Origin of the sequence: Amycolatopsis orientalis DSM 40040 = KCTC 9412, from assembly GCF_000478275.1 — a bacterium.
Classification (GTDB): Bacteria; Actinomycetota; Actinomycetes; order Mycobacteriales; family Pseudonocardiaceae; genus Amycolatopsis; species Amycolatopsis orientalis.
The window spans coordinates 379076-402124 of record NZ_ASJB01000083.1 but is presented as its reverse complement, the minus strand read 5'-3'; the positions used below and the strand labels follow the sequence as shown (position 1 = coordinate 402124).

Sequence of the window (23049 nt, the reverse complement as noted above, 5' to 3'; positions counted from 1 at the left end):
AGGTGGTCACTCCTCGACGAGGGCGGCCGAGGTGATCCGGTGCAGCGGGTAGCGCTCGTTGTCGGTCCCTTCGAGGACCCCGCCCCCGACCCGCATCGGCCGCACCACGCGCTGGCTCGACGTCCCGCGTGAGTCGACGAAGCCGATCCACACCTCGCGGCGTTCCATGGTCGCCTTGGACAGCAACGCCAGCGTCGCGGACGTGTCCCCGGCGCCGCCGCCCTGGGGCGCGCGCACCGTCTCGCCGCGACGACGTGCCGAAGCGGCGTCACCCGCCCGGACGTGCGCGACGATCTTGCCGACCTGATCGTCCGTCAGTCCGGCCTGCTCTCCAGGCGCGCGACGCGGGCCACGCGCCTTCGCGGGCAGACGACGTCCAGACGGCCTGATGTCCATGACGCGCCCGTCGGGCCCTTCGGCGGCCGGGGCGAACCCGGCGGCGCGAAGCGCGTCGAGGACCTCGGCGAGCGGGTACACGCTGATGAGTACCGTCGGCGCGATCATGCGCAGGCCGTACTCCGTCGCGACCGGGCTGCCCATGACCTCCGCGAGCAGCGACGCGTCATCGCAGCGCAGGAACGACTCCGCGGCGCCACCGCGCAGCCGTCCGTGCCGCCGGGCGACGTCGTCGATCAGGTAGGTGAGGCCCTGCGGCACCGGCGTCGCCGACCGGGCCGCGAACAACGCGTGCAGTTCGCCCGCGGTCCGTCCGGTGTCCAGCGCGCGCCGCACGGACGTCTCGGTGATCCGGTAGACGGTCGCGTGCCCGGCCGATTCGATATCGGCCACGGCGGTCATCTCGGCCGCGAGTTCGGCCTCCAGCGGCCCCGGCGCGACCACGGTGAGGTCGGCCTGGACCAGGACGTGGTCCACCGGACGCGGGAGCGCGTCGAGCATCGCCTCCACCGCGCCCGGCCGGTCCTCGGCCAGCAACGCCCGCGTCGCCGTGGTGAGCCCGCCGAGCCCGAGCAGGCCGAGCGCGGCCCCTTCGGCCATCGTCCAGCGCACGGTCTCGTCCCGCAGCCGCCCGCCCCGCCGCGGCGCGCGCCAGGCGAGCGCGGCGACCAGTTCGTCGGTGCTCTTCACCCCGGAGCCCTCGGGCAGCGCGGCCAGGGCGAGGAGGATCCGCCGCCGCGAGACCGGCGCCAGTGGCCGTCGAAGGTCCTCCGACAACGGCGCGATCGGCTTGTCCTTCGCGTCCCTGCCACCGGCGAGGCCGGGCAGCCGGGGCAGTTCGAGCCATGCCTGCGCGAGCGTCATCCAGCGCTGCGCGGTGGGCGACGCGAGCCATGAATCGGTGAGCGTCGTCGGGATCCATTCCGGCGTGGTCGCTTCGCTGTCGGCGACCAGACCGGCGCCGACGGCGATCTCCGCCAGCAGGGTCACGCGGGTCTCGTCGACGTCGAGATCCTTGGCGAGTTTCTTCAGCTCACGGACCCCGAGGCCGCCCGACTTCAGCACCGGTGGCGGCGTCGCCGACCAGGCGCGGAGCATGTTTTCGGTCTGGCGCAGGAACTCCATCGCCTCGCCCGCCGCCGTCTCGTCCACTGTGGACCGCTGATGCGGATGCACGGGGAGTTCCGGTTCGCGCAGTGAGGCCGGGTCGAAGACCGAACCGCCGCGCAGGGCGATCCCGAGTTCGCGCGGCAGTTCCACGGTCTGGTCGTCCCGGCGCAGCAGGAGACCCCTGGCGAGCAGCCGCTGGACCGGCGTCCGCGCCCGCTCCAGCGGGACGTCGGCCGCGGCGTCGCGGGTCCGGCCGATCGGGGGCCCGGCGGCCAGCGTCGCCAGCAGGCCGCGTTCGTCCTCGCCGATCTCCGCGAGCGCGGCCTCGATGTCCGTTCCGGTGAGCGCGGGCGACGACGCCCCCAGCCCGGCCGGAAAGGGGCCGAGCGCGTCGCGGGCCGACGGCGGGACACGCAGCCCGTCGTCCTCACCCCAGACGAGCGCCCGCCCGCGAAGCAGGGTCAGCGCCTCGCCGATCTCGGTGCCCACCAGCCGCGAGACCTCGGTCACCGCGACCGGATCGGTGTCCGCCCCGGCCAGCAGCAGGGCGTCGAGGACGGCGAGGGTGAAGGTGTCGAGGTCTTCGCAAGCGCGCGCGACCGAGCCCGGCGTGCCGGCCCGGGTGGCGAGCACGATGGTGTCGGACGGGGGCGGCGTGGACAGGTCGCGACGCGTGCGCAGCAGTGCGGCGAGCGCGTCGTCGGACTCCTGGCGCAGCCAGTCCGCCAGGGATGGCGCGGGCATAGACGACCAGGATACCGGGCGGGTGGTGGACCGGCAGCCGCGTTCGGGCAGACTGTCCCTCGAGAACGGCTTGACCATGCTCTGGAGGACGTTGTGGCGAAGGGCGAGAACAAGAAGCGCGCGGGAATCGACCCGACGTGGCCCGGTGAAGACGGCGAGCACCCCGTCACCGAGCTCGCTTCCGACCGGCAGGGTGCGCTTTCCCCGTTCGGTGATGTGACCTTCCCGCTCGAGAGCGTGCCCTACGTGCACCCCGAGACCGAGATCAACAAGTAAGAAGTTACTGGTCAGTCACCCCCTGCGAGGCTTCGTGGCGGTCGTCACGGGAGTAGGTTTTCGATCGACCTATTCGAGCGTTCCTCAGCGGGGGTAGTGCCATGCCGGTTCCCGGTCCCGGATATTCGATCACCGTCCGGGTGGAGGCCCCCGCGTCGTCCACCGCGGCGGGTGATCTGACGACCGCCGTCGGCCGGGTCGGCGGTGTGCTGACCGCGTTCGACGTCGTCGAGTCGCACCCCGACTCGATCGTCGTCGACATCAGCGCCAACGCCCTGTCGGAGAACCACGCGCAGGACATCACGCAGACCCTGGACTCGCTCCCGGGCGTGCGGGTCCGCAAGGTCTCCGACCGGACGTTCCTGATCCACCTCGGCGGCAAGATCGAGGTCACCCCCAAGGTCGCGCTCCGCAACCGTGACGACCTCTCCCGCGCGTACACGCCCGGTGTCGCGCGGGTCTGCCAGGCGATCGCCGCGAACCCCGAGGACGCGCGCCGCCTGACCATCAAGCGGAACACCGTCGCCGTCGTCACCGACGGTTCGGCCGTGCTGGGGCTGGGCAACATCGGCCCCGCCGCCGCGCTCCCGGTGATGGAGGGCAAGGCGGCGCTGTTCAAGAAGTTCGCCGACGTCGACGCCTGGCCGGTGTGCCTGGACACCCAGGACACCGAAGAGATCATCAAGATCGTCAAGGCGATCGCCCCGGTCTACGCGGGCATCAACCTCGAGGACATCGCCGCGCCGCGCTGCTTCGAGATCGAGAAGCGCCTGCGTGAGCAGCTCGACATCCCGGTGTTCCACGACGACCAGCACGGCACCGCGATCGTCGTGGTCGCCGCCCTGCGCAACGCGCTGCGCGTGGTCGGGAAGAACATCGAGGACTGCAAGATCGTGGTCAGCGGCGTCGGCGCGGCCGGTTCGGCGATCATCCGCCTGCTGCTGGGCAAGAAGCCGGGTGACGTGGTGGCCGCCGACATCGACGGCATCGTGCACTCCGCACGGGGCAACCTCGACGAGAACCTGACCTGGATCGCCGAGCACACCAACAAGGAGCAGCAGTCCGGCACGCTGCACGAGGCGCTCGTCGGCGCCGACGTGTTCATCGGGGTCTCCGCGCCGAACCTGTTCGGGGCCGAGCAGGTCGCGACCATGAAGTCCGACGCCGTCGTGTTCGCGCTCGCCAACCCGGACCCGGAGATCGACCCGCTGGAGGCGCAGAAGCACGCCGCCGTCGTCGCCACCGGCCGCAGCGACTTCCCGAACCAGATCAACAACGTGCTCGCCTTCCCCGGCGTGTTCCGCGGCCTGCTCGACGCGCACGCGCACCACATCGACGACTCGATGCTGCTCGCGGCGGCCGACGCCATCGCGGACGTCGTGGACAACGGCAAGCTCAACGCGTCGTTCATCGTGCCGAGCGTCTTCGACAACGCCGTCGCGCCCGCGGTCGCCGAGGCCGTCAAGAAGGCGGCCAAGGCCGCGCAATCGGCCGAGCGCTGACGAAGCGATAGCAAAGGTCCCTTGCTCCATTCGGTGGCCGCGTCATCACTCAGGCCGACGCGGGCACCGACTTCAGGGTGACGACTCCGTACCCGGCCCGCTCATAGGCTCGATTCCGACCAGGAAGTCGATCTTGACGGGGGTTGGGGATGAAGCACTCTGTCCTGAGCAGAATCGGGACACTCACGGCCGCGGCGGTCACCTTGGCGGTATTCGTACCCGCCACGGCGTCCGCCGCGCCGTCTTCTTCACTGAAGTGGGCACCTTGCCCGGACGTGGCCACCCTGCAGTGCGCCACCTTGAAGGTCCCGCTCGACTACCGGAAGCCGGGCGGGCCGACCATCGACATCGCCGTGTCGAAGCTCGCCAGCACGAAACCGGCCAAGCGGCGCGGGGTCATGCTGATGAACCCGGGCGGGCCAGGGGGCCCGGGGCTGACCATGCCGGACGGCCTGCGGGCCGCGGGTATGCCGTCGAGTGTGCTCGACGCGTACGACCTGATCGGTTTCGATCCGCGGGGCATCGGCAGCAGTACGCCGGTCACCTGCGATCTGAAGCCCGAGCAGCTGGTCAGCAACGTCCCGCCGTACGCACGTGACGCGGCGGCGGTGGCGGAGCGGGCGAAGTCCGTGGCCGGCGTCGCCAAGCAGTGCGGTGACTCGAAGACCGCGGCGAATCTGCCGTACATCACCACGGCCAACACCGCCCGCGACATGGACCGCATCCGGGAAGCCTTGGGCGAGAAGAAGATCTCGTACTACGGCGTCTCGTACGGGAGTTACCTCGGCGCCGTCTACTCGACGCTGTTCCCGCAACGGACCGATCGCGTCGTGCTCGACAGCGTGGTCGGCCCGGGTGGGCTCGACCCCATGGGTTCGCGTCGGCTGGCGGAAGGATTCCAGGACCGCTTCCCGGACTTCGCGAAGTGGGCGGCGGCGCGCCACGCCAGCTACGGGCTGGGCCGCACTCCGCAGCAGGTGACGGCGAAGTTCTACGAACTCGCCGCCAAGCTCGACGGCGGCGCGGTCCCGGGTGTGGACGGCGCGGCGTTCCGGATGCTCACGTTCGGTTCGCTGTACTCGACCAGCGGGTTCCCCACGCTGGCACAGCAGTGGCAGTCGCTCGACGGCGAAGGCGTCCTGAAGCAGTCCGAGCAGGCGGCGCCGCAGATCGACGTGGGGCAGTTGCTGTCCGGTCAGCTGCACGTGGTCTGCAACGACGTGAACTGGCCGGAGGACGTCGCGACCTACCAGCGCAACGTCGAGAAGGACCGCGTCAAGTACCCGATGTTCGGCGCGGCCGGGGCGAACATCTGGGCGTGCGCCTACTGGCCGTCCGAGCCGATCGAGCCGCCGGTGCGGATCGGCGACCGGGGACCGTCGAACATCCTGATGGTGCAGAACCTGCGTGACCCGGCGACGCCGCTCGGCGGGGCCAGGGAGACGCGTCGCGCGCTCGGTGACCGGGCGCGGATCGTGACCGTGGACGAGGGCGGGCACGGGGTCTGGCTGACCGACGAGAACGCTTGCGGCAACAACGCCGTCAACCGGTTCTTCGTGGAAGGCAAGCGCCCCGCGTACGACACCAGCTGCGCCGCGGACAAGGGCGGGCTGTTCGATTCGATGACGCCGGAGCAGCGGCGCGACCGGGAGAAGGCGCTCGACGAGGTTCGCTCGAAGCAGCGCATCTTCTGAGGACTAGCCTGCTGGCGTGAGTGAACTCAGCCACGTCGACCATACGGGCGCCGCCCGTATGGTCGACGTTTCCGGCAAGACGCCCACCGCCCGCACCGCGCTGGCGGGCGGCACCGTGCACACCACGGCCGAGGTGCTCGGCCTGCTGGCGAGCGACGGGCTGCCCAAGGGCGACGCACTGGCGACGGCGCGGATCGCGGGCATCATGGGCGCGAAGAAGGTGCCCGAGCTGATCCCGCTGTGCCATCAGATCGCGCTGTCCGGCGTGAAGGTCGAATTCGCCCTCGGTGAGACGGCCGTGCACATCACCGCGACCGCGAAGACGAACGACCGGACCGGCGTCGAGATGGAGGCGCTGACCGCCGTCGCCGTCGCCGGGCTGACCCTGCACGACATGATCAAGGCCGTCGATCCCGCGGCGACCCTCGACGACGTCCGCCTGATCCGCAAGGACGGCGGCAAGACCGGGACCTGGGAGCGGCCATGAGCAGGGTCGCGAGGGTGATCGTCGCGTCCAACCGGGCCGCGAAGGGTGTCTACGAGGACAAGACCGGGCCGGTCATCACGGCCTGGCTCGCCGCCCGGGGCTGGGACGTGCCGGATCCGGTCGTCGTCGAGGACGGTGACCCGGTGGGCGCCGCGCTGCGGGAGGCCGTCGCGGCCGGGGTCCAGGTGATCGTGACGACCGGCGGCACCGGCATCTCGCCGACAGATCGCACCCCCGACGTCACGCGTGCGGTCCTCGACTACGAACTCCCCGGCGTCGCGGACGCGATCCGGGCCGCCGGACTGCCCGCCGTGCCGACAGCCGTGCTCTCGCGCGGGGTCGCCGGCGTGGCCGGGCGGACCCTGGTGGTCAACCTGCCCGGCTCGCGCGGCGGCGTGAAGGACGGCCTGGGAGTACTGGACGGGATTCTCGACCACGCCGTCGACCAGCTGGCGGGCGGAGACCACCCACGGGAGGGACAACAGTGAACGTTCGGGTCGCACGGGTCGCGGTGGTCGACGAACCGCTTTCGGTCGAGGAGCACGCCCGGCTGGTGGACGACGTGGCCGCGGGCGCCGTCGTCACCTTCGGCGGGGTCGTGCGGGACCACGACGGCGGCCGGTCGGTGGAGCGGCTCGCCTACGAGGGACACCCCAGCGCCGCGGACGTGCTCGCGGAGGTCGTCGCGGACCTCTCGGCGAAGTGGACCGGTGTGCGGGCCGTCGCCGTCAGCCATCGGCTGGGCGCGCTGGCCATCGGGGACGTCGCGCTGGCGTGCGCGGTGGCCGCCGAGCACCGCGGCCAGGCCTTCGCCGCCTGTTCGGAGCTGGTGGACGAGGTCAAGGCCCGGCTGCCGGTCTGGAAGCACCAGCACTTCACCGACGGCAGCGACGAGTGGGTCAACTCGCCGTAGCGGGCCCCGTGTCTCGTGAGTGGTAATGAGGGTTAGAACCGTCACTACCACTCACGAGACACCTGGACGCGACAGAGCCCCACCGCCGGGGGAATAGCGCGGTGGGGCTCTGTCAGTCGCGACCTGGCCACGCGGGGAATCCCGCGGGCATCACGACTTACTGGTGCTCATGAGCTCACTTGGTGGCGAGCTTCTGACCGACGACGATGAAGTCGGCGTTCGGCACGTATTCCTTGTTCAGCTCCTGCAGCTTCTGGTAGCCGCCCTGGACGTTGAACTTGGAAGCGATCTTGGACAGCGTGTCGCCGGCCACGACGGTGTAGTCACCCGCCGGGTTGGAGTTCGCGACAGTGGCGGCGGCCGGGGCCGGAGCCTGCTGCTTGACGACCGGGGCGGTCGACTTCTTCGGGGTCACCTTCTTGGTGGCCTTCGGGGCGCTCGACTTGGCCTTGGCGGGGCTGGCGGAGCCGCCCTTCTTGCCACAGTGCGGCCACGCGCCGATGCCCTGGCCCTGCAGGACCCGCTCGGCGACGGCGATCTGCTGCTCGCGCGAAGCGTTGGCGGCGCTGCCGGTGCCACCGTAGGCGCGCCAGGTGCTCTGCGAGAACTGCAGCCCACCGTAGTAGCCGTTACCGGTGTTGGTGCTCCAGTTGCCGCTGCTCTCGCACTGCGCGATGGCGTCCCAGTTGGTCGCCGACGCGGGGGTCGCGGCGATCGCGAGGGGGGCGCCGACCGCGACACCCGCAATGGCGACGCGGGCGATGTGACGGGTGGCGGCGGACATCTTGCGGTGCTTGCCTCGGTACGACATGTGAGTAAATCTCGCTCCCTGCGCCTACGAGCCTGTGCTGAGGGAAAGACCCGTGGGTCTGGCCGGCCGTCTCAGGCCGGCTGACTTCGCCTGACGCACGACGCGTCGGCTCGGTCCCCTCGTCCCTGTCCGGAAATGCTTTCGCTCGGGGTTGGGTCCGGGAATCCGTTGGACAGGGCTCGGCGCTACGGGTTCCCGGTGTTGCGTGGTCGGTCGGGGCCAACCGAAAAGCGACGGTACGTAACGAACGGCCTGATCGGAAATTATTCGAGCTGTGACCTACATCACAGTAACAGCACGCAACCCATAACGATTCGGCCGTTTGTGCAGGTCAGAGGGCCGTTATCGGACCGTTTCCTGGCCGAGATAATTCACAGATCGTGAGGCTTGCATCACGTGGATTAAGGGATGACTGGCCCATTCGTGCGCCTTCGCGCGCTAATGGGCCGCGCACTTTAGCGAGACCTCAAGAAGTTCGCCAGCCCTGGCAGGTCATCCGTATTCAGGTGGTCGACCCCGGCGGCGACCAGCTCATTCCACAACGCTTCCCGTGCAGGTCCAGCGGCATCCGGCGTCGCCCAGAAACGCACCCGCTGACCCGCCGCGTGGGCCCGCTTGACGATGTCGTGGAGCTTCGCGCGCTCCGCGGCGGGGAAAGGACCGGTGCCGGTCCAGGTGAACAGCCCGGTCCAGGAATCGGAGACCAGCGGGGCCACCCGGGGGTCCGAACCGATGTTCAGATCGTTCACGTCCTTGATCCGGCCGTCGTAGAAGGCGAGCCGGACCTGTTGCCCGAGCATGACGTCCTTGGGTCGCCCGCCCGAGATCACCGCGGTGACGGCCCGCTTCTGAACGTGTCCGAACGCGTACAGAGAGAAGAGGAAGGAGTAGCGCGGGTCGTACAGCCGCTTCTCCAGGGCCGCGTACGTGCTGTTCGCGTCCCCCTTGACGTCGATCAGCAGCTGGAACCCGGCGCGCTGCCGGTAGACCCCGACGCCGTGGTTGGCCAGGACGCGACGGCGCAGCGGCTCCAGGTAGAGCGACTCCAGGGTGCGGTCCGGCCGCGTGTCCGCGAGGTCGTGTGCGACCAGCAGCTGCCCGTCCACGAGGAAGATGTCGGCCTCGACGCTGGTGAAGCCCTGATCGAGCGCGTCCTGCAGTGGACGCGTGTGCTCGTAGTCGTTGTGGCTGTGCGCCTGCGGCAGCGGCCGGACGCCGCGTTCGTGGGCGGAGGCCGGGGCGGTCGCCAGGCTCGTGGCGGCGACGGCCGCGAGCAGCGCGGCGAGGATACGGCGGGGAGTGATCACTGGCGCATCCTCAGCGGCTTCGGCGTCCGGATGGTGAATTCGGAACGGACTGCAGGTCAAAGGCCCTGGAACGCCTCGCGGGGGAGCAAGGGACTGTCGTATTCACGCGCGCTGACGTAAACCCGCCGAAGGGGCGCAGATTCGCTTCAGCGTCCCATCGAGCCCAAAGGCGCCCCTTCATCGTGTTTCCGTGGCCTTCGGCCGAAAGAGGCGCGCGGAGGCAAAGTCTCCCGTCGCGCTGGCACGCTCCGTGAGGCGCTATCGTTTTCCCCCGTTTCCGCAGGTCAGCCGCCCGCGAACGGGGGCAGGACGTCCAGTTCGGCGGCCTCGGTCAGCGGCCGCGTGAGATCCCGCACGGCCACGCCGTCCAGCAGGTACGAGACGGCTTCGAGCAGCTTCGGCAGCTTCTCCGGGTGAAGCTCGCGAAGGCGGGCGACGGCGTCGGCGACGCGCGCTCCGTCCGGCAGGCTCACCTTCTCCTCGTCGACGCCCGCCGCCGCGCGAGCCGACGCGAAGTACCGCACCACGATGGTCACCATGTCAGCCGCCGATCGCGCTCATCGGCCGGATCGGCTGCGCGAACCCGGCCTCGTTGATCTCGTGCCCGGCGAGCTTGCCCCACATGGTCGCCCGCCACGCGTCAGCCACCTCTTCTTCGCGCGCGCCCGCGCGCACGAGGGCGCGGAGGTCGGTTTCGTCGTTGCTGAACAGGCACGAGCGCACCGCGCCGTCGGCGGTCAGCCTCGTCCGCTCGCAGGCGCCGCAGAACGGCCGCGTCACCGACGCGATCACGCCGACGTCGCCCGGACCGCCGTCGACCAGCCAGCGTTCGGCGGGCGCGCCACCGCGGGCGGCGGGGAACGGCGTCAGCGTGAACTCCTCGCCGAGCATGCCGAGGATCTCCTCGGCGGTGATCATGTCGCGCCGGTTCCAGCCGTGCTGCGCGTCGAGCGGCATCTGCTCGATGAACCTCAGGTGATACCCCTCGGCCAGGCAGAATCGCAGCAGCGGCACGGCCTGGTCCTCGTTCAGCCCGCGCATCAGCACCGCGTTGACCTTCACCGGGTCCAGCCCGGCCACGCGCGCGGCCGCCATGCCGTCGAGGACGTGCGACAGCCTGTCGCGACGGGTGATCGTCTCGAACAGCGCGCGATCGACGGTGTCCAGTGAGACGTTGATCCGGTCCAGGCCGGCGTCGGCGAGCGATTTCGCGCGCTTCGCGAGGCCGATCCCGTTGGTGGTCATGGAAAGCCGCGGCCGCGGTTCGAGTGCCGCGACCCGCTCGACGATCTGTTCCAGGCCCGGCCGCAGCAGCGGTTCGCCGCCGGTGAGCCGGATGTCGGTGACGCCGAGCCGTTCGACGGCGATCCGCAGCAGGAACACGAGTTCGTCGTCGGTCAGCACGTCCGCGCGCGGCATCCACTCGAGCCCTTCGGCGGGCATGCAGTAGGTGCAGCGCAGATTGCACTTGTCGGTGAGCGACACCCGCAGATCCGTGGCTACCCGGCCGAAGGTGTCGATCAGGGCGGGATTGTCCGGCCTGGGCACGGTTGACGGGCCGCGTGTACCGGGGACACGGGGAAACCCGAGATCGACTGCTGTCATTGCCACCAGACTAACCCCGAAGCGGGAGAAACCGACTGTCTAGAATGCTATTCGTACCTAAACGCCGCGCGGCCTGGTTTCTTCCCGAAGGGTTTTCCGGATGGCGAAATACCCGCTGTCGGCGGAGGAAATGGCCCGGTTCGCCCATCTCGGCCGGGAAGGCAGCACGCTGACCGTCCTCCGGCACGCCAGGATCGCCGAGCGGATGGGCCTGTCGGCCACCGACCACAAGGCACTCGAACTCGTCGGTCAGGCGCCGGGACCGTTGACAGCGGGCAGGATCGCCGAGCTGACCGGACTGTCGACGGGTGCTGTGACCGGCGTCATGGACAGGCTCGAGAAGGCGGGTCTCGCCCGCCGGGTCCGCGACCCCATCGATCGCCGGAAGGTCCTGATCGAGGTCGTTCCCGGCGCCATGGAGCGGCACGCGCCGCTCTTCGAATCGGCGTACACGAACATGAAGACGGTCCTCGAACAGTTCTCTCCCGAGGAACGGAAAGTGCTGGAGCGATTCCAGAGCGCGTTGCTCGACGGCCTCCGCGAGGAACTGCTCGGCGATTCCTCTCGTCCGTAGCTTTTCCGCATCTGCGGAAGTAACCTGCCAGACATGCCGCAGTTCCGGTTGTCTGAAGCCGCTCGCCTGCTCGGCGTCAGTGACGACACGGTCCGCCGCTGGGTGCGCGCCGGTCAGCTGACCGCGTTCGACGACTCGGCGGGCCGCAAGGTCGTCGACGGCGCCGAGCTGGCCGCGTTCGCCAAGGCGCAGGCCGAACAGCCGGAGGATCCGTCGAGTGTCGGCCGTTCCGCGCGCAACCGGTTCGTCGGCCTGGTCACCGAGGTCGTCACGGACAAGGTGATGGCGCAGGTCGAACTCCAATGCGGTCCGCACCGCGTGGTCTCCCTGATGAGCGCGGAGGCCGTCCGCGAACTCGGGCTGCGGCCCGGCGTGCTCGCGGTGGCCGTCGTCAAGGCGACCACCGTCGTGGTCGAAACCCCGGAGGGAAGCCGATGAGGAGACTGGTCCCGGCGCTGCTCGCACTGGCCCTGGCCGCGACGGCCTGTGGTTCCGAGGCGGCGCCCCAAGACGGGGGACGGACGCTGACGGTGTTCGCGGCGGCGTCGCTGACCGAGTCGTTCGGCGCGCTGGGCAAGCGGTTCGAGGCGCAGAACTCCGGCGTGACCGTGAAGTTCAGCTTCGAGGGCTCCTCGGCGCTGGTCCAGAAGCTGACCCAGGGCGCGAAGGCGGACGTGTTCGCGTCCGCCGACCAGGCCAATATGGACAAGGCGGCCAAGGATGAGGTGATCGACGGGCAGCCGTCGGTGTTCGCCACCAACCGGCTCGCCATCGCCGTCGCCAAGGGCAATCCGAAGGGCATCAAGGGCTTGGCGGACCTCGCCGGGGACGGCCTGACCGTGGTCGTCTGCGCGCCGCAGGTGCCGTGCGGGTCGGCGGCGAAGAAGGTCCAGCAGTCGTCCGGGGTCACGCTCAAGCCCGCGAGCGAGGAGCAGGACGTCAAGTCGGTGCTCGCGAAGGTGCGGTCGGGCGACGCGGACGCGGGACTCGTCTACGTCACCGACGCGACGTCGGCGGCGGGGAAGGTGGACAAAGTGGACTTCCCCGAGTCTTCGGGCGCCATCAACGACTACCCGATCGCCGTGGTGAAGGACGCTCCGCAGACAGCGCTCGCGAAGCAGTTCAGGGACTTCGTCCTGAGCGCCGAGGGCAAGCAGGAACTGGCGAAGGCCGGTTTTGGCGCGCCCTGACCCCGCATTTCGTCCTCTGGATGCGGTAGATGCACGCGCAACTACCGCATCCAGAGGACGAAACGCGGGCATCGGGGTGCCGTGGGTGCTCTGGCCGCCGGCGGTCTGCGCGCTGGCGCTGGTGGTGCTGCCGGTCGTCGGCCTCCTGGTGCGCACGGATCTGACCCGCTTCCCGGAGCTCATCGCCTCGCCGTCGTCGCTGAACGCGCTCAAGCTCTCGCTGGTCACCGCCGGACTGTCCACTGTGGCCTGTGTGCTCTTCGGTGTCCCGCTCGCCGTGGTGCTCGCGCGCTCTCGGGCGCGCGGGATCCGCGTGCTGCGCGCGGTGGTGCTGCTGCCGCTGGTCCTGCCGCCGGTGGTCGGCGGGCTCGCGCTGTTGTACCTGTTGGGCCGCAAGGGTTTCCTGGGCATCCTGGTGACCGCCTTGACCGGCGAACAGGTGCCGTTCACCACGGCCGCGGTGATCATCGCGCAGACGTTCGTCGCGATGCCGTTCCTCGTGGTCAGTCTCGAAGGCGCGTTGCGCGGCGCCGGTGACCGCTACGAGCGGGTCGCCTCGACGCTCGGCGCGAAGCCCTGGACGGTGTTCCGCCGGGTCACGCTGCCGCTGCTGACGCCCGCGCTCGGTTCGGGGATCGTGCTGAGCTTCGCGCGGGCACTGGGCGAGTTCGGCGCCACGATCACCTTCGCGGGCAGCCTGGAAGGCGTCACCCGGACCCTCCCGCTGGAGGTCTACACCCAGGCCGAGGTCGACGTCGACAGCGCCGTCGCCCTCGCGCTGCTGCTCATCCTGGTGGCCGTCGCGGTGATCGCGCTCGCCCGGCCACGCGCGCTCGAAGGAGTCCGGTCGTGACCCTTTCGGCCGAGATCGCTCTCCGGCGTGGCGAGTTCGCACTGGCCGTCGAGTTCGAAGTTCCCGACGGCGGTGTGCTCGCCCTGCTCGGGCCGAACGGTTCGGGCAAGTCCAGTGTGCTCGGTTGTCTCGCCGGACTGCTCAGGCCGGATCGCGCGCGGCTCACTTTGGACGGCCGCGACCTGGCGGGCCTGCCGCCGCACGCCCGCGGCATCGGTCTCCTCTCCCAGGACGCCCTGCTCTTCCCCCATCTGTCCGCTTTGGACAACGTCGCCTTCGCGCCCCGTTCGGCGGGCGCGGGGCGCGCCGAGTCGAGAAGTCGCGCGCGGGAGTGGCTGGCCGAGGTGGACGCCCTCGACCTCGCCGTCCGCAAGCCCGCGCAGCTCTCCGGCGGCCAGGCGCAGCGGGTCGCGATCGCGCGGGCGCTGGCGGCCGACCCGGGACTTCTGCTGCTCGACGAGCCCTTCGCCGCCCTCGACGTCGACGCGGCGCCCGCCATCCGCGGTCTGCTCCGGCGGGTGCTCCGCTCCGGGCCGCCGACCGTCCTGGTCACCCATGACCCGCTGGACGCGCTGGCGCTGGCCGAGCACGTCGCCGTCCTCGACGGCGGCCGGATCGTCGAACGCGGCGAGACCCGCAAGGTGCTGGCCGCGCCGCGGACGGCGTTCACCGCGCGGATCGCCGGGCTGAACCTGGTGCCCGGCGTCGCCGTCGAAGGCGGTTTGCGCACGTCAAGCGGGCTGTCGCTGGCCGGAATCCCGGCCGAGGACGTCGAGGGCGGGCAAGCGGCGGTCGCGGTGTTCCCGCCCAGCGCCGTCGCCGTGTACCTGAAGGACGGCGAGCACCGGGGTAGTCCTCGCAACACCGTCGAGGGGGTCGTCGACGCGCTCGAACCGCACGGACCGGTGATCCGCGTCCGGACGCGCGGTGACGGCTGGGCGGCCGGCCTCGCCGCCGACCTGACCCCCGCCGCGGTCGCCGAACTGGCACTCGAACCCGGCACACCGGTCAACCTTTCGGTCAAGGCGGCGTCCGTGGCTGTCCACGCGGCTCCCGATCATTAGGGTGGGGGTCATGAACGAGCGCCGTTGGACGTACCTCAGCGACATGGATGGCGTGCTGGTGAAGGAGGAGCACCTCGTCCCCGGGGCGGACGAGTTCCTCAAGGAGCTGCGCGCCAACGACATCGGCTTCCTGGTGCTGACCAACAACTCGATCTATACCCCGCGTGACCTGCGGGCGAGGCTCGAGCGGACCGGTCTCGACATCCCCGAGGAGGCCATCTGGACCTCCGCGCTGGCGACCGCGAAGTTCCTCGCGTCGCAGCGCCCGAACGGCTCGGCGTTCGTGATCGGCGAGGCCGGGCTCACCACGGCGCTGCACGAGGTCGGCTACGTGCTGACCGAACGCGACCCGGACTACGTCGTCCTCGGTGAGACGCGCACGTACAGCTTCAGCGCGATAACCCGCGCGATCCGGCTGATCGAGGGCGGCGCGAAGTTCATCGCCACCAACCCCGACGCCACCGGCCCCAGCGTGGAGGGCTCCATGCCCGCCACCGGCTCGGTCGCCGCGCTGATCGAGAAGGCGACCGGCCGCTCGCCGTACTACGTCGGCAAGCCGAACCCGCTGATGATGCGCTCGGCCCTGCGGCGGCTCGGCGCGCATTCGGAGTCGACGCTGATGATCGGCGACCGGATGGACACCGACGTCCACTCGGGAATCGAGGCCGGACTGCAGACGATCCTGGTGCTGACCGGCATCTCCAGCCGGGAGAGCGCCGAGCACTACCCGTACCGCCCGACCATGATCATCGACTCGATCGCCGATCTGGTGGGCCGTACCGGTGACCCGTTCGGCGAAGGCTGAGCGACGCGGCGGCGGGTGGAGGGCTTATCGTCACAAGATGCACGACGATCAGCCCGCGTCCCCGACCTACGTGGTCGGTGACGTGCACGGACACCGGGACGAGCTGGCCGGGGCGCTCCGGGAGAAGGGGCTGCTCGACGCCGACGACGACTGGGCCGGTGGTGAAGCCACCCTCTGGTTCCTCGGCGACTTCGTCGACCGGGGGCCGGACGGCGTCGGCGTCATCGACCTGGTGATGCGGCTGGAACGGCAGGCCGCCAAGGCGGGCGGGCACTGCGGGACGCTGCTGGGCAACCACGAGATCCTGCTTCTCGGGATGTACCACTTCGGCGACACGGAGGTGCCGTCCGATTTCGGGCCGCGCAGCTTCGCCCGGAGCTGGGAGATCAACGGCGGGCTGCTGGCCGATCAGGACAGGCTCACGCCGCAACATATCGAATGGCTGACTTCGCGCCCGATGCTGACGCTGGCCGCGGACCACCTGCTGATGCACTCGGACACGCTCGAGTACCTCGACTGGGGTACCGACATCGAAGAGATCAACGCGCGCGGTCGCGAGATCCTCGAAGGCAGCGACATCCAGGCCTGGTGGGACGTGTGGCGGCGGATGACCACGCGCTACGCCTTCCGGGGGCCGGACGGCGCCGACGTCGCGCAGCAGCTGATGGACCGGCTCGGCGGCGAGCGGATCGTGCACGGGCACAGCGTCATCGCCGACCAGCTCGGCATCCACCCGGCGCAGATCGAGGGGCCGTACCTCTACGCGGGCGGCAAGGCGCTGGGGATCGACGGCGGGTTGTTCGTCGGCGGCCCGTGTCTGATCGTTTCGCTCCCGTGGGAGCCGGAGGACTGAGGCTCGAACACCGCTCGCTGGGGCAGGACGTCGCAAGTAGTCGGCTACTTGCGACGACCTTCACGGCAGTTCGACGATCTCCTTGCCCAGCGGCATCAGCGAGACCGGGATCATCTTGAAGTTCGCCACCCCCAGCGGGATCCCGATGATCGTGACGCACAGCGCGACCCCGGTCAGCACATGCCCGATCGCGAGCCAGATCCCGGCGAAGATGAACCAGATGACGTTCCCGATGGTCGACGCGGCGCCGGCGTCGCGCCTGTCGACCACGGTGCGGCCGAACGGCCACAGCGCGTAGGCCGCGATCCGGAACGACGCCAGCCCGAACGGGATGGTGACGATGAGGATGCAGCAGATGATGCCGGCGACGACGTAGCCGAGTGCCATCCACAGACCGCACAGCACGAGCCAGATGACGTTGAGGATCAGGCGCATCAGACGTGCAGCTCCCCGCTGGCCACGGTGACCGCCTGCCCCGAAAGCAGTACGCGGTCGCCCGTGAGGTTCATCCGGACGATGCCGCCCCGAGCCGACGCCTGCTCACCGACGAGCTTCTCCCGGCCGAGGCGCGCCGCCCAGTACGGCGCCAGGACACAGTGCGCGGAACCGGTGACGGGGTCCTCGTCGACCCCGACACCCGGCGCGAAGAACCGGGTGACGAAGTCGACCCCGTCGACGTCGCCGGGCGCGGTGACCATCAGCCGTCCGGTCCAGTGCGCACGCAGCGCGGCGAGGTCCGGTTCGAGCGAACGCACCACGGAAGCCTTGTCCACCACCGCGAACAGGTTCTGGTGGCTCCGCCCGACGTACTCGAACTCGCACCCCGGCAGGATCGACGACAGATCGTCGTCCGACTCGCGGGGCGGATCCGACGGGAAGTCCATCGACACCCAGCCGTCTTCGGCCCGGCAGCGCAACTCGCCGCTTCTCGTCGTGAAGGTCTGCTCGCCGCCCAGGACGTGCGTGGTGGCCAGCGTGGCGTGCCCGCACAGGTCGACCTCGGTCTCCGGCGTGAACCAGCGAAGCGACTTCGGGCCTTCGCCACCGACCTCGACGAAGGCCGTCTCAGCGTGCTTCAACTCGGCGGCGACGGACTGCATCCAGCCCGCGTCACCCGGCGAGTCCAGGAGCACGACCCCGGCGGAGTTGCCGGCGAAGGCTTCGGAGGTGAAGGCGTCGACGATGTAGAGGCGCATACCCTCGACGATATCCGTAGCGCGCGAACCCGGCCTCGGGGTTTTCCCCGAGGTGTCGCGGGTCTCCACTTGCAGGTGGCCGGGCTCACCCCGGCTTCCTAGACTCGACGCGTCGTTACCGCCGAACGCAGGAGTTTCCATGGCCGACACCCCCGCCTTGCCAAGTTACGCATCGGGAATCTCGGACACCCCGCTGCTGGGGGACACCATCGGCGACAACTTCGATCGGACCGTCGCCGCCTTCGGCGATCGTGACGCGCTGGTCGACCGCGCGGCCGGGAAACGCTGGACCTACACCGAATTCGCCGCCGAGGTGGACGCGCTCGCGCTCGGCCTGCTGGACCTCGGCATCGCCAAGGGCGACCGCGTCGGCATCTGGTCGCCGAACCGGTGGGAGTGGACCTGTGTCCAGTACGCCACCGCGAAGATCGGCGCGATCCTGGTCAACATCAACCCGGCGTACCGGTCGCACGAACTCGAGTACGTGCTCAACCAGTCCGGGATCAAGCTCATCGTGGCCGCGAACTCGTTCAAGACCTCGGACTACGCGGGCATGATCGCCGAAGCCGGGCCGAAATGCCCGGCACTGGAACACGTCGTGCTGCTCGACAGCCCCGCGTGGCCGTCACTGCTGGAGATCGGCGGCAAAGCCGACCGCGCGCCGCTGATCGAGCGGCAGGCCGGGCTTTCCGCGGACGATCCGATCAACATCCAGTACACCTCGGGCACGACGGGCTTCCCCAAGGGCGCCACGTTGAGCCATCACAACATCCTCAACAACGGCTACTTCGTCGGCGAACTCTGCAATTACACCGAAGCCGACAGGATATGCATCCCCGTCCCCTTCTATCACTGCTTCGGCATGGTGATGGGCAATCTCGCGGCGACCAGTCACGGCGCCTGCATGGTGATCCCGGCGCCCGCGTTCGAGCCGAAGGCCACGCTGGAAGCCGTCGCGGCGGAGAAATGCACTTCGCTGTACGGGGTTCCGACGATGTTCATCGCCGAACTGGCCGCCCCGGACTTCGGCTCCCATGACCTTTCCTCGCTGCGGACCGGGATCATGGCGGGTTCGCCCTGCCCGGTCGAGGTGATGAAGCAGGTGATCGACCGGATGGGCATGACGGAGGTGTCGATCTGTTACGGCATGACCGAGACTTCGCCGGTGTCCACCCAGACCCGCGCGGACGATTCGGTGGAGCGGCGGGTGTCGACGGTCGGCCGGGTCGGGCCGCATCTGGAGGTCAAGGTCGTCGATCCGGAGACGGGGCTGACGGTGCCGCGCGGCGAACCCGGTGAGTTCTGCACGCGTGGCTACTCGGTGATGCTCGGCTATTGGGAGCAGGCGGACAAGACGGCCGAGGCGATCGACGCGGCGCGGTGGATGCACACCGGCGACCTCGCGGTCATGGACGCCGACGGGTATGTCAACATCACCGGCCGGATCAAGGACATGGTCATCCGCGGCGGCGAGAACCTGTACCCGCGCGAGATCGAGGAGTTCCTCTACACCCATCCGGACATCCTCGACGCGCAGGTCATCGGCGTCCCGGACCAGAAGTACGGCGAGGAACTGATGGCCTGGGTGCGCATGCGTGAGGGAGCGAAACCGCTGACGGCCGAGGCGGTGCGGGAGTTCTGCGAGGGGAAGCTGGCGCGCTACAAGATCCCGCGCTACGTCCACGTCGTCGAGGAGTTCCCGATGACGGTGACCGGCAAGGTCCGCAAGATCGAGATGCGCGAACAGTCGATCGGCATCCTCGGCCTGGAAGCGGCGGCTGCCGCGAAACACGCCTGACGAAGTTGACACTTCGGGACAACCTGTCACTTTCCGCAGGCGTGTCCCCTGTGCGGCAGTAGGTCTCGCAGAGCGCGGGGCCATGGGGAGCCGCCTAGGGGAACCATGAACATCCAACGAGGCAAACGTCTGCTCACCCTGGTCGTGGCCGCGGTGGCGCTGCCGCTGTCCGTCCCGGCGGTGGCGGCCGCGGCGACCGGGCCGATCGATCTCGGCCTCCTGCCCGGTGACGAGAGGACCGACGTGACCGCGGTCGGGGACCGGGGCCAGCTCGTCGGGGAGTCCTGCAGCACCGAGCCGCACACGCATTGGTGCACGGCGGTGAGATGGGACCGGAGCGGGAAGATCTCCGTGCTGTCGTCCCTGGGCGGCAGCGGTCTCGGGTCGCCGAAGGCGATCAACGGGAGCGGGGTGGCCGTCGGCGGTTCACTCGACTACGGGCTGAGCAGCCGGGCCGTGCGCTGGGCCCCGGACGGCGCGGTCACGGAACTCCCGGCGTTGCCGGGCGGCCGGACCTGGGAAGCCCGCGGGATCAGCGACCTCGGCGTCATCGTGGGATCGGGGACGGACGCCACGGGCAAGGAGCGCGGACTGCGCTGGGACCCGTCCGGAGGGGTCACGATGCTCGCCGCGCCGCCGGTGGCGGGAAGCTACTCCGCGTCCGCGATCAGCCGCGACGGCCGGTTCATCGGCGGGCGGCTCTACGGGGACGACGGCAGCATCCGGGTCCTGCGCTGGGACGCGTCCGGGGCGGTGACCATGCTCGGTACGGCGACCGCGGCCAGCTGGTTCGGTGGCCTGAACGCCTCCGGCGAGATAGTCGGCCGCACCACGATCAACGACCGGTACGCGGCCGTGAAGTGGACCATCGACGGCCGCATGATCGAACTCGGCTGGACGAACTCCTACGCCACGGACGTCTACAAGATCAACGGTTCCGGGGTCTCCGTCGGGATGGGCTACGTCGACTCCCCGAACGGATCACTCTCCGTTCCGGTGCGGTGGGCCGCCGACGGCACGATGACCCTGCTCGCCACGGTCGGCACCGGCGGCAACGCCATGGACATCGACGGACGGGGCCGCGTCGTCGGCATCGCGGGCAACGCCGCGCTCTGGGACGCGAACGGTGTGCGGACCGACCTCGGCACGCTGCCGGGCGGCGGATACAGCCGGGCCGAACTGATCGGTCTCGACGGGACGATCGCGGGCGGCGCTGTCGCCGCGGACGGCAACTGGCACGCCGTCTACTGGCCGGCCAGGTGAAGGTCGATGGTCAGTGAAGGCCTCCTTGAGGGACCCTGGGTCCCTCAAGGAGGCCTTCACGGCCTAAGCCGACACGGCGGCCGCAGCCTCGGCGATCGCCTTCGCGTCTTCCTCTCCGAAGGTCTCTTCGAGGTTCTCCGGTGAATAGTCGAGGTCGATCTGCTCCACCGGCATCCCGCGCGCGGATTCGATCGCGCCGAGCCGCCGCTGCGCCCGATCGGCGGCGTACTGGATGATCTCCTGCGGATCGTTGTCGAAGGGGATCTCTTCGAACTGGTCCTGCACCCACTGGATCATGTTGAGCGCGTGGGGGAGCAGCTCACCCATCCGCTGCTGCACCGCGTCCCACAGCGAGTCGTCCGCGGCGACGTGGCGACGGCAGGTGAAGGTGCCCCAGGCCATGTGGCGGCGTTCGTCGTCGCCGATGCGGCGCACCAGTTCCTGCATGCCGGGCAGGATGTCGTGCTGCGTGCAGATCAGCTGCCACGAGTAGTACCCGGTCAGCGCGAGACTGCCTTCGATGACGTGGTTGTAGGTGACGCTCGCGCGGATCTGGTTGAGCGGACTGGGATCGTCCTCCAGCGCCCGCAGTGACCGCGGCAGTTCTTCGTAGAAAAGCTTGCGGTAGTGGGGATTCTCCGCGACGTACGGATGCAGGTCTTCGGTGAGCCCGACGGCGTCCATCCAGCGGCGGAAGACCTCGGTGTGCTTGGCCTCTTCGAAACAGAACTGGGTCAGGTACATCTCGTCGCCGAAGCGGCCGGTCGCGGACATCGCCCGCATGAACGGCTGGATGTCCTCGGTGACCGCCTCTTCACCCGCGATGAACTGCGCCACCAGATACGTCGTCGACCGTTGCTGTTCCGGGTTGAGGGTGTCCCAGCCCTCGCGTTCACGGGAGAAGTCGATGTCGGCGGGATTCCAGAACTTCTTGTTGCCCTTGGCGAACAGCCGCAGTGGGAACGAGTCCCAGTTCAGCCCGCCCTTGCGCAGTGAGGAAAAACCGGTCCGCAGCTCAGAGAGCGTATCGGTCATGACGTCCCCTTCGTGTCACTCCATTGTGGACGAATCGGTGGTCAGCATCCGGATGGCGGGTGCCAGTACGGCGACCACGGCGGCCGCCGCCTCGTCGGCCGAATGGGTCGGCATGACGAGATGGGACAGGGAAAGCCGCACGACGGTCTCCGCCAGCAGCGCGGCCGAATGAGCCGAGAGCGCCGGTTCGAATTCGCGGTACTGCCCGGCCGCGACCTCGGTGGCCGCGGTCAGGATCGGCTCGCCCTTGGTGGTGAGCAACGGAAGGAGGTCCTCGCCGGCTTCGGTGCCGAGCGTGGTCGCGACGAGCCGGTTCTCACGGGCGTGCTCGATCGTGTAGACGACGGCCTCGCGGATCCCGTCGAGGAGGTCCTGCGCGTGCTCGACGCGCTGCCGGATGCCCTCCAGGAACTCCGACGTCGTCCGGAGAACGACGGCCTGGGTGAGCGCGGCCTTGCTGCCGAACTCGTTGTAGACCGTCTGCCTGCTCACCCCCGCGTGCGCGGCGACGTCCGCCATGCGCAGCGCCGTGTAGCCGCGCTCCGGGAGCAGCTCGGTGGCGGCGTCGAGCAGGGCCTCCCGCAACGAGGCCTTGGTCCGGTCGGAGAAGCTCGTGATCTCGCCCACATCTCCAGCTTGACACAGAGCGCGCCTGTGTCAAAGGCGTTGACGATTGCCCGGTTGGTGTAAATCAGTCGGTGGTGGCCGCTACCGTGGCGGCGTGGGCATCACCGTGGGGTTCGACCTCGACATGACACTGATCGATCCGCGGCCGGGCATGGTCGCGGCGATGAACGCGCTCGGCGTGGAGTCCGGCCTGCCGCTGGACGGCGAGTTCTTCGCGGCCAACCTCGGCCCGCCCCTCGACGACAGCCTGCGGGGATTCGGCGCGCCGGAGGAGCGCATCCCGGAACTGGTGACGCGGTTCCGCGCGATGTACCCGGAGGTCGTCGTGCCGGTGACGGTCGCGCTGCCCGGCGCGGCCGAAGCACTCCACGCCGTCCGCGAGGCGGGCGGGCGCACCGTCGTCGTCACCGGTAAGTACGGGCCCAACGCGAAACTCCACCTGGACGCCCTCGGCTTCGAGGTCGACGTCCTGGTCGGGGAGCTGTGGTCGACGGAGAAGGCCGCCGCGCTCACCGAGCACGGCGCCCGTGTCTACGTCGGGGATCACCTCGGCGACATCCGCGGCGCGCTGGCGGCGGGCGCCGTCCCCGTCGGGGTCACGACGGGCCCGTGCACCAAGGCCGAACTGCTCGCGGAAGGGGCCGACGTGGTGTTCGACTCGCTGACCGAGTTCCCCGGCTGGTTCAGCTCTTTCGGCGAGCCTCGCGAACCAGGGCGATCAGGCCCAGCGCCAGACCCAGTGGGGTGATCACGCCGGCCGCGGCGGACAGCCACACCGGCAGGTTCTCCAGTCCGGCCGCGAACAGGATGAACACGGCTGTGACGGCGATCATGCCGATCGCGAACAGGCCGATGCCCACGCGCATGAGGATCGGTTTGCCCGGCTTTTCGGGGACGGCCACAGCGGCCTCCTTTACTGCGGTCTCCATGAAACAGAGGGTATCCG

At 69.7% G+C, this 23049-nt stretch carries 24 protein-coding genes and 1 pseudogene; 15 read left to right on the top strand and 10 right to left on the bottom strand.

Annotated elements, in window-relative coordinates:
• Window positions 1-6: 6 nt before the first annotated feature.
• On the bottom strand, window positions 7-2250 hold the full coding sequence (locus tag L324_RS33105) for a helicase-associated domain-containing protein (RefSeq protein WP_037318044.1): 2244 nt from the start codon (window positions 2248-2250) through the stop codon (window positions 7-9).
• Window positions 2251-2343: 93 nt separating this feature from the next.
• Here L324_RS33105 and L324_RS33100 point away from each other — a divergent pair, with 93 nt between their 5' ends.
• The 5 genes and pseudogenes from L324_RS33100 to L324_RS44040 all read left to right on the top strand — a co-directional run bounded on the left by L324_RS33100 (window position 2344) and on the right by L324_RS44040 (window position 7122).
• Window positions 2344-2526: a hypothetical protein gene (locus tag L324_RS33100; RefSeq protein WP_037318042.1), complete on the top strand. Its 183-nt coding sequence runs from the start codon at window positions 2344-2346 to the stop codon at window positions 2524-2526.
• Between the two features lie 101 nt (window positions 2527-2627).
• Entirely contained in the window at window positions 2628-4028 is a 1401-nt protein-coding gene (locus L324_RS33095) for an NAD-dependent malic enzyme (RefSeq protein WP_037318040.1), read from the top strand.
• A 149-nt stretch (window positions 4029-4177) separates the two neighbouring features.
• On the top strand, window positions 4178-5722 hold the full coding sequence (locus L324_RS33090; protein WP_037318038.1) for an alpha/beta hydrolase: 1545 nt from the start codon (window positions 4178-4180) through the stop codon (window positions 5720-5722).
• Between the two features lie 16 nt (window positions 5723-5738).
• Window positions 5739-6209, top strand: coding sequence for a cyclic pyranopterin monophosphate synthase MoaC (moaC, locus tag L324_RS33085; protein WP_037318036.1), 471 nt, complete (start codon window positions 5739-5741; stop codon window positions 6207-6209).
• Window positions 6206-7122 (top strand): annotated as a pseudogene (locus L324_RS44040) (molybdenum cofactor biosynthesis protein MoaE). Before moaC ends, L324_RS44040 begins: the two are co-directional and overlap by 4 nt.
• A gap of 175 nt (window positions 7123-7297) precedes the next feature.
• Here L324_RS44040 and L324_RS44035 read toward each other — a convergent pair.
• The 4 genes from L324_RS44035 to moaA all read right to left on the bottom strand — a co-directional run bounded on the left by L324_RS44035 (window position 7298) and on the right by moaA (window position 10845).
• Entirely contained in the window at window positions 7298-7933 is a 636-nt protein-coding gene (locus tag L324_RS44035) for a transglycosylase family protein (RefSeq protein WP_037318030.1), read from the bottom strand.
• 455 nt (window positions 7934-8388) lie between these two features.
• Window positions 8389-9240: a phosphatidylinositol-specific phospholipase C/glycerophosphodiester phosphodiesterase family protein gene (locus L324_RS33065; RefSeq protein WP_037318028.1), complete on the bottom strand. Its 852-nt coding sequence runs from the start codon at window positions 9238-9240 to the stop codon at window positions 8389-8391.
• Window positions 9241-9524: 284 nt separating this feature from the next.
• Window positions 9525-9779, bottom strand: a complete 255-nt coding sequence (locus tag L324_RS33060; protein ID WP_037318026.1) for a MoaD/ThiS family protein — start codon at window positions 9777-9779, stop codon at window positions 9525-9527.
• A 1-nt stretch (window position 9780) separates the two neighbouring features.
• A complete protein-coding gene (gene moaA / locus L324_RS33055; protein ID WP_051174226.1) occupies window positions 9781-10845 on the bottom strand; it encodes a GTP 3',8-cyclase MoaA in 1065 nt (354 codons plus the stop codon).
• Between the two features lie 100 nt (window positions 10846-10945).
• Between moaA and L324_RS33050 the strand changes: the two genes are divergently transcribed.
• The 7 genes from L324_RS33050 to L324_RS33020 all read left to right on the top strand — a co-directional run bounded on the left by L324_RS33050 (window position 10946) and on the right by L324_RS33020 (window position 16184).
• The gene (locus L324_RS33050) at window positions 10946-11419 is read left to right on the top strand and encodes a MarR family winged helix-turn-helix transcriptional regulator (protein WP_037318022.1); all 474 of its coding nucleotides are present in this window, start codon (window positions 10946-10948) and stop codon (window positions 11417-11419) included.
• A gap of 33 nt (window positions 11420-11452) precedes the next feature.
• Window positions 11453-11857 (top strand): TOBE domain-containing protein, encoded by a 405-nt coding sequence (locus tag L324_RS33045; RefSeq protein WP_037318020.1) that lies wholly within the window; start codon window positions 11453-11455, stop codon window positions 11855-11857.
• On the top strand, window positions 11854-12609 hold the full coding sequence (gene modA, locus L324_RS33040; RefSeq protein ID WP_037318018.1) for a molybdate ABC transporter substrate-binding protein: 756 nt from the start codon (window positions 11854-11856) through the stop codon (window positions 12607-12609). The genes L324_RS33045 and modA overlap by 4 nt, the downstream gene beginning before the upstream one ends.
• A gap of 85 nt (window positions 12610-12694) precedes the next feature.
• Window positions 12695-13462 carry an ABC transporter permease gene (locus L324_RS33035; protein WP_037318854.1) on the top strand — a complete coding sequence of 256 codons (768 nt, stop codon included), beginning with the start codon at window positions 12695-12697 and terminating at the stop codon, window positions 13460-13462.
• Window positions 13459-14526 (top strand): sulfate/molybdate ABC transporter ATP-binding protein, encoded by a 1068-nt coding sequence (locus tag L324_RS33030; RefSeq protein WP_037318016.1) that lies wholly within the window; start codon window positions 13459-13461, stop codon window positions 14524-14526. Before L324_RS33035 ends, L324_RS33030 begins: the two co-directional genes overlap by 4 nt.
• A gap of 10 nt (window positions 14527-14536) precedes the next feature.
• Entirely contained in the window at window positions 14537-15331 is a 795-nt protein-coding gene (locus L324_RS33025; RefSeq protein WP_037318851.1) for an HAD-IIA family hydrolase, read from the top strand.
• 37 nt (window positions 15332-15368) lie between these two features.
• The gene (locus L324_RS33020; RefSeq protein ID WP_037318014.1) at window positions 15369-16184 is read left to right on the top strand and encodes a metallophosphoesterase family protein; all 816 of its coding nucleotides are present in this window, start codon (window positions 15369-15371) and stop codon (window positions 16182-16184) included.
• A gap of 60 nt (window positions 16185-16244) precedes the next feature.
• Here the strand turns inward: L324_RS33020 and L324_RS33015 are convergent, their stop codons facing one another.
• Window positions 16245-16619 (bottom strand): YccF domain-containing protein, encoded by a 375-nt coding sequence (locus L324_RS33015; protein ID WP_037318012.1) that lies wholly within the window; start codon window positions 16617-16619, stop codon window positions 16245-16247.
• Window positions 16619-17380, bottom strand: coding sequence for a PhzF family phenazine biosynthesis protein (locus L324_RS33010; protein WP_037318010.1), 762 nt, complete (start codon window positions 17378-17380; stop codon window positions 16619-16621). Before L324_RS33010 ends, L324_RS33015 begins: the two co-directional genes overlap by 1 nt.
• Window positions 17381-17519: 139 nt before the next feature.
• Between L324_RS33010 and L324_RS33005 the strand changes: the two genes are divergently transcribed.
• On the top strand, window positions 17520-19178 hold the full coding sequence (locus tag L324_RS33005) for an AMP-binding protein (protein ID WP_037318008.1): 1659 nt from the start codon (window positions 17520-17522) through the stop codon (window positions 19176-19178).
• Between the two features lie 105 nt (window positions 19179-19283).
• The gene (locus tag L324_RS33000; protein ID WP_037318006.1) at window positions 19284-20441 is read left to right on the top strand and encodes a hypothetical protein; all 1158 of its coding nucleotides are present in this window, start codon (window positions 19284-19286) and stop codon (window positions 20439-20441) included.
• 63 nt (window positions 20442-20504) lie between these two features.
• Here L324_RS33000 and L324_RS32995 read toward each other — a convergent pair whose 3' ends face one another.
• Window positions 20505-21476: a R2-like ligand-binding oxidase gene (locus tag L324_RS32995; RefSeq protein WP_037318004.1), complete on the bottom strand. Its 972-nt coding sequence runs from the start codon at window positions 21474-21476 to the stop codon at window positions 20505-20507.
• Between the two features lie 15 nt (window positions 21477-21491).
• Window positions 21492-22103, bottom strand: coding sequence for a TetR/AcrR family transcriptional regulator (locus L324_RS32990; RefSeq protein WP_173426428.1), 612 nt, complete (start codon window positions 22101-22103; stop codon window positions 21492-21494).
• Between the two features lie 94 nt (window positions 22104-22197).
• Between L324_RS32990 and L324_RS32985 the strand changes: the two genes are divergently transcribed.
• Window positions 22198-22851, top strand: a complete 654-nt coding sequence (locus L324_RS32985; RefSeq protein ID WP_037318003.1) for an HAD family hydrolase — start codon at window positions 22198-22200, stop codon at window positions 22849-22851.
• On the opposite strand, the gene L324_RS32980 is transcribed toward L324_RS32985, so the two are convergent.
• Window positions 22787-23032 (bottom strand): hypothetical protein, encoded by a 246-nt coding sequence (locus tag L324_RS32980; protein ID WP_044853879.1) that lies wholly within the window; start codon window positions 23030-23032, stop codon window positions 22787-22789. The two genes, L324_RS32985 and L324_RS32980, sit on opposite strands and share 65 nt — an antisense overlap.
• Window positions 23033-23049 lie beyond the last annotated feature (17 nt).

What these genes read in the sequence shown, in the direction of transcription:
- L324_RS33105 (WP_037318044.1), bottom strand. Translation starts at nt 2,250, where the DNA reads ATGCCCGCGCCATCCCTGGCGGACTGGCTGCGCCAGGAGTCCGACGAC.
- L324_RS33095 (WP_037318040.1), top strand. Translation starts at nt 2,628, where the DNA reads ATGCCGGTTCCCGGTCCCGGATATTCGATCACCGTCCGGGTGGAGGCC.
- L324_RS33090 (WP_037318038.1), top strand. Translation starts at nt 4,178, where the DNA reads ATGAAGCACTCTGTCCTGAGCAGAATCGGGACACTCACGGCCGCGGCG.
- L324_RS44035 (WP_037318030.1), bottom strand. Translation starts at nt 7,933, where the DNA reads ATGTCGTACCGAGGCAAGCACCGCAAGATGTCCGCCGCCACCCGTCAC.
- L324_RS33060 (WP_037318026.1), bottom strand. Translation starts at nt 9,779, where the DNA reads ATGGTGACCATCGTGGTGCGGTACTTCGCGTCGGCTCGCGCGGCGGCG.
- moaA (WP_051174226.1), bottom strand. Translation starts at nt 10,845, where the DNA reads ATGACAGCAGTCGATCTCGGGTTTCCCCGTGTCCCCGGTACACGCGGC.
- L324_RS33050 (WP_037318022.1), top strand. Translation starts at nt 10,946, where the DNA reads ATGGCGAAATACCCGCTGTCGGCGGAGGAAATGGCCCGGTTCGCCCAT.
- L324_RS33045 (WP_037318020.1), top strand. Translation starts at nt 11,453, where the DNA reads ATGCCGCAGTTCCGGTTGTCTGAAGCCGCTCGCCTGCTCGGCGTCAGT.
- modA (WP_037318018.1), top strand. Translation starts at nt 11,854, where the DNA reads ATGAGGAGACTGGTCCCGGCGCTGCTCGCACTGGCCCTGGCCGCGACG.
- L324_RS33025 (WP_037318851.1), top strand. Translation starts at nt 14,537, where the DNA reads ATGAACGAGCGCCGTTGGACGTACCTCAGCGACATGGATGGCGTGCTG.
- L324_RS33020 (WP_037318014.1), top strand. Translation starts at nt 15,369, where the DNA reads ATGCACGACGATCAGCCCGCGTCCCCGACCTACGTGGTCGGTGACGTG.
- L324_RS33015 (WP_037318012.1), bottom strand. Translation starts at nt 16,619, where the DNA reads ATGCGCCTGATCCTCAACGTCATCTGGCTCGTGCTGTGCGGTCTGTGG.
- L324_RS33010 (WP_037318010.1), bottom strand. Translation starts at nt 17,380, where the DNA reads ATGCGCCTCTACATCGTCGACGCCTTCACCTCCGAAGCCTTCGCCGGC.
- L324_RS33005 (WP_037318008.1), top strand. Translation starts at nt 17,520, where the DNA reads ATGGCCGACACCCCCGCCTTGCCAAGTTACGCATCGGGAATCTCGGAC.
- L324_RS33000 (WP_037318006.1), top strand. Translation starts at nt 19,284, where the DNA reads ATGAACATCCAACGAGGCAAACGTCTGCTCACCCTGGTCGTGGCCGCG.
- L324_RS32995 (WP_037318004.1), bottom strand. Translation starts at nt 21,476, where the DNA reads ATGACCGATACGCTCTCTGAGCTGCGGACCGGTTTTTCCTCACTGCGC.
- L324_RS32980 (WP_044853879.1), bottom strand. Translation starts at nt 23,032, where the DNA reads ATGGAGACCGCAGTAAAGGAGGCCGCTGTGGCCGTCCCCGAAAAGCCG.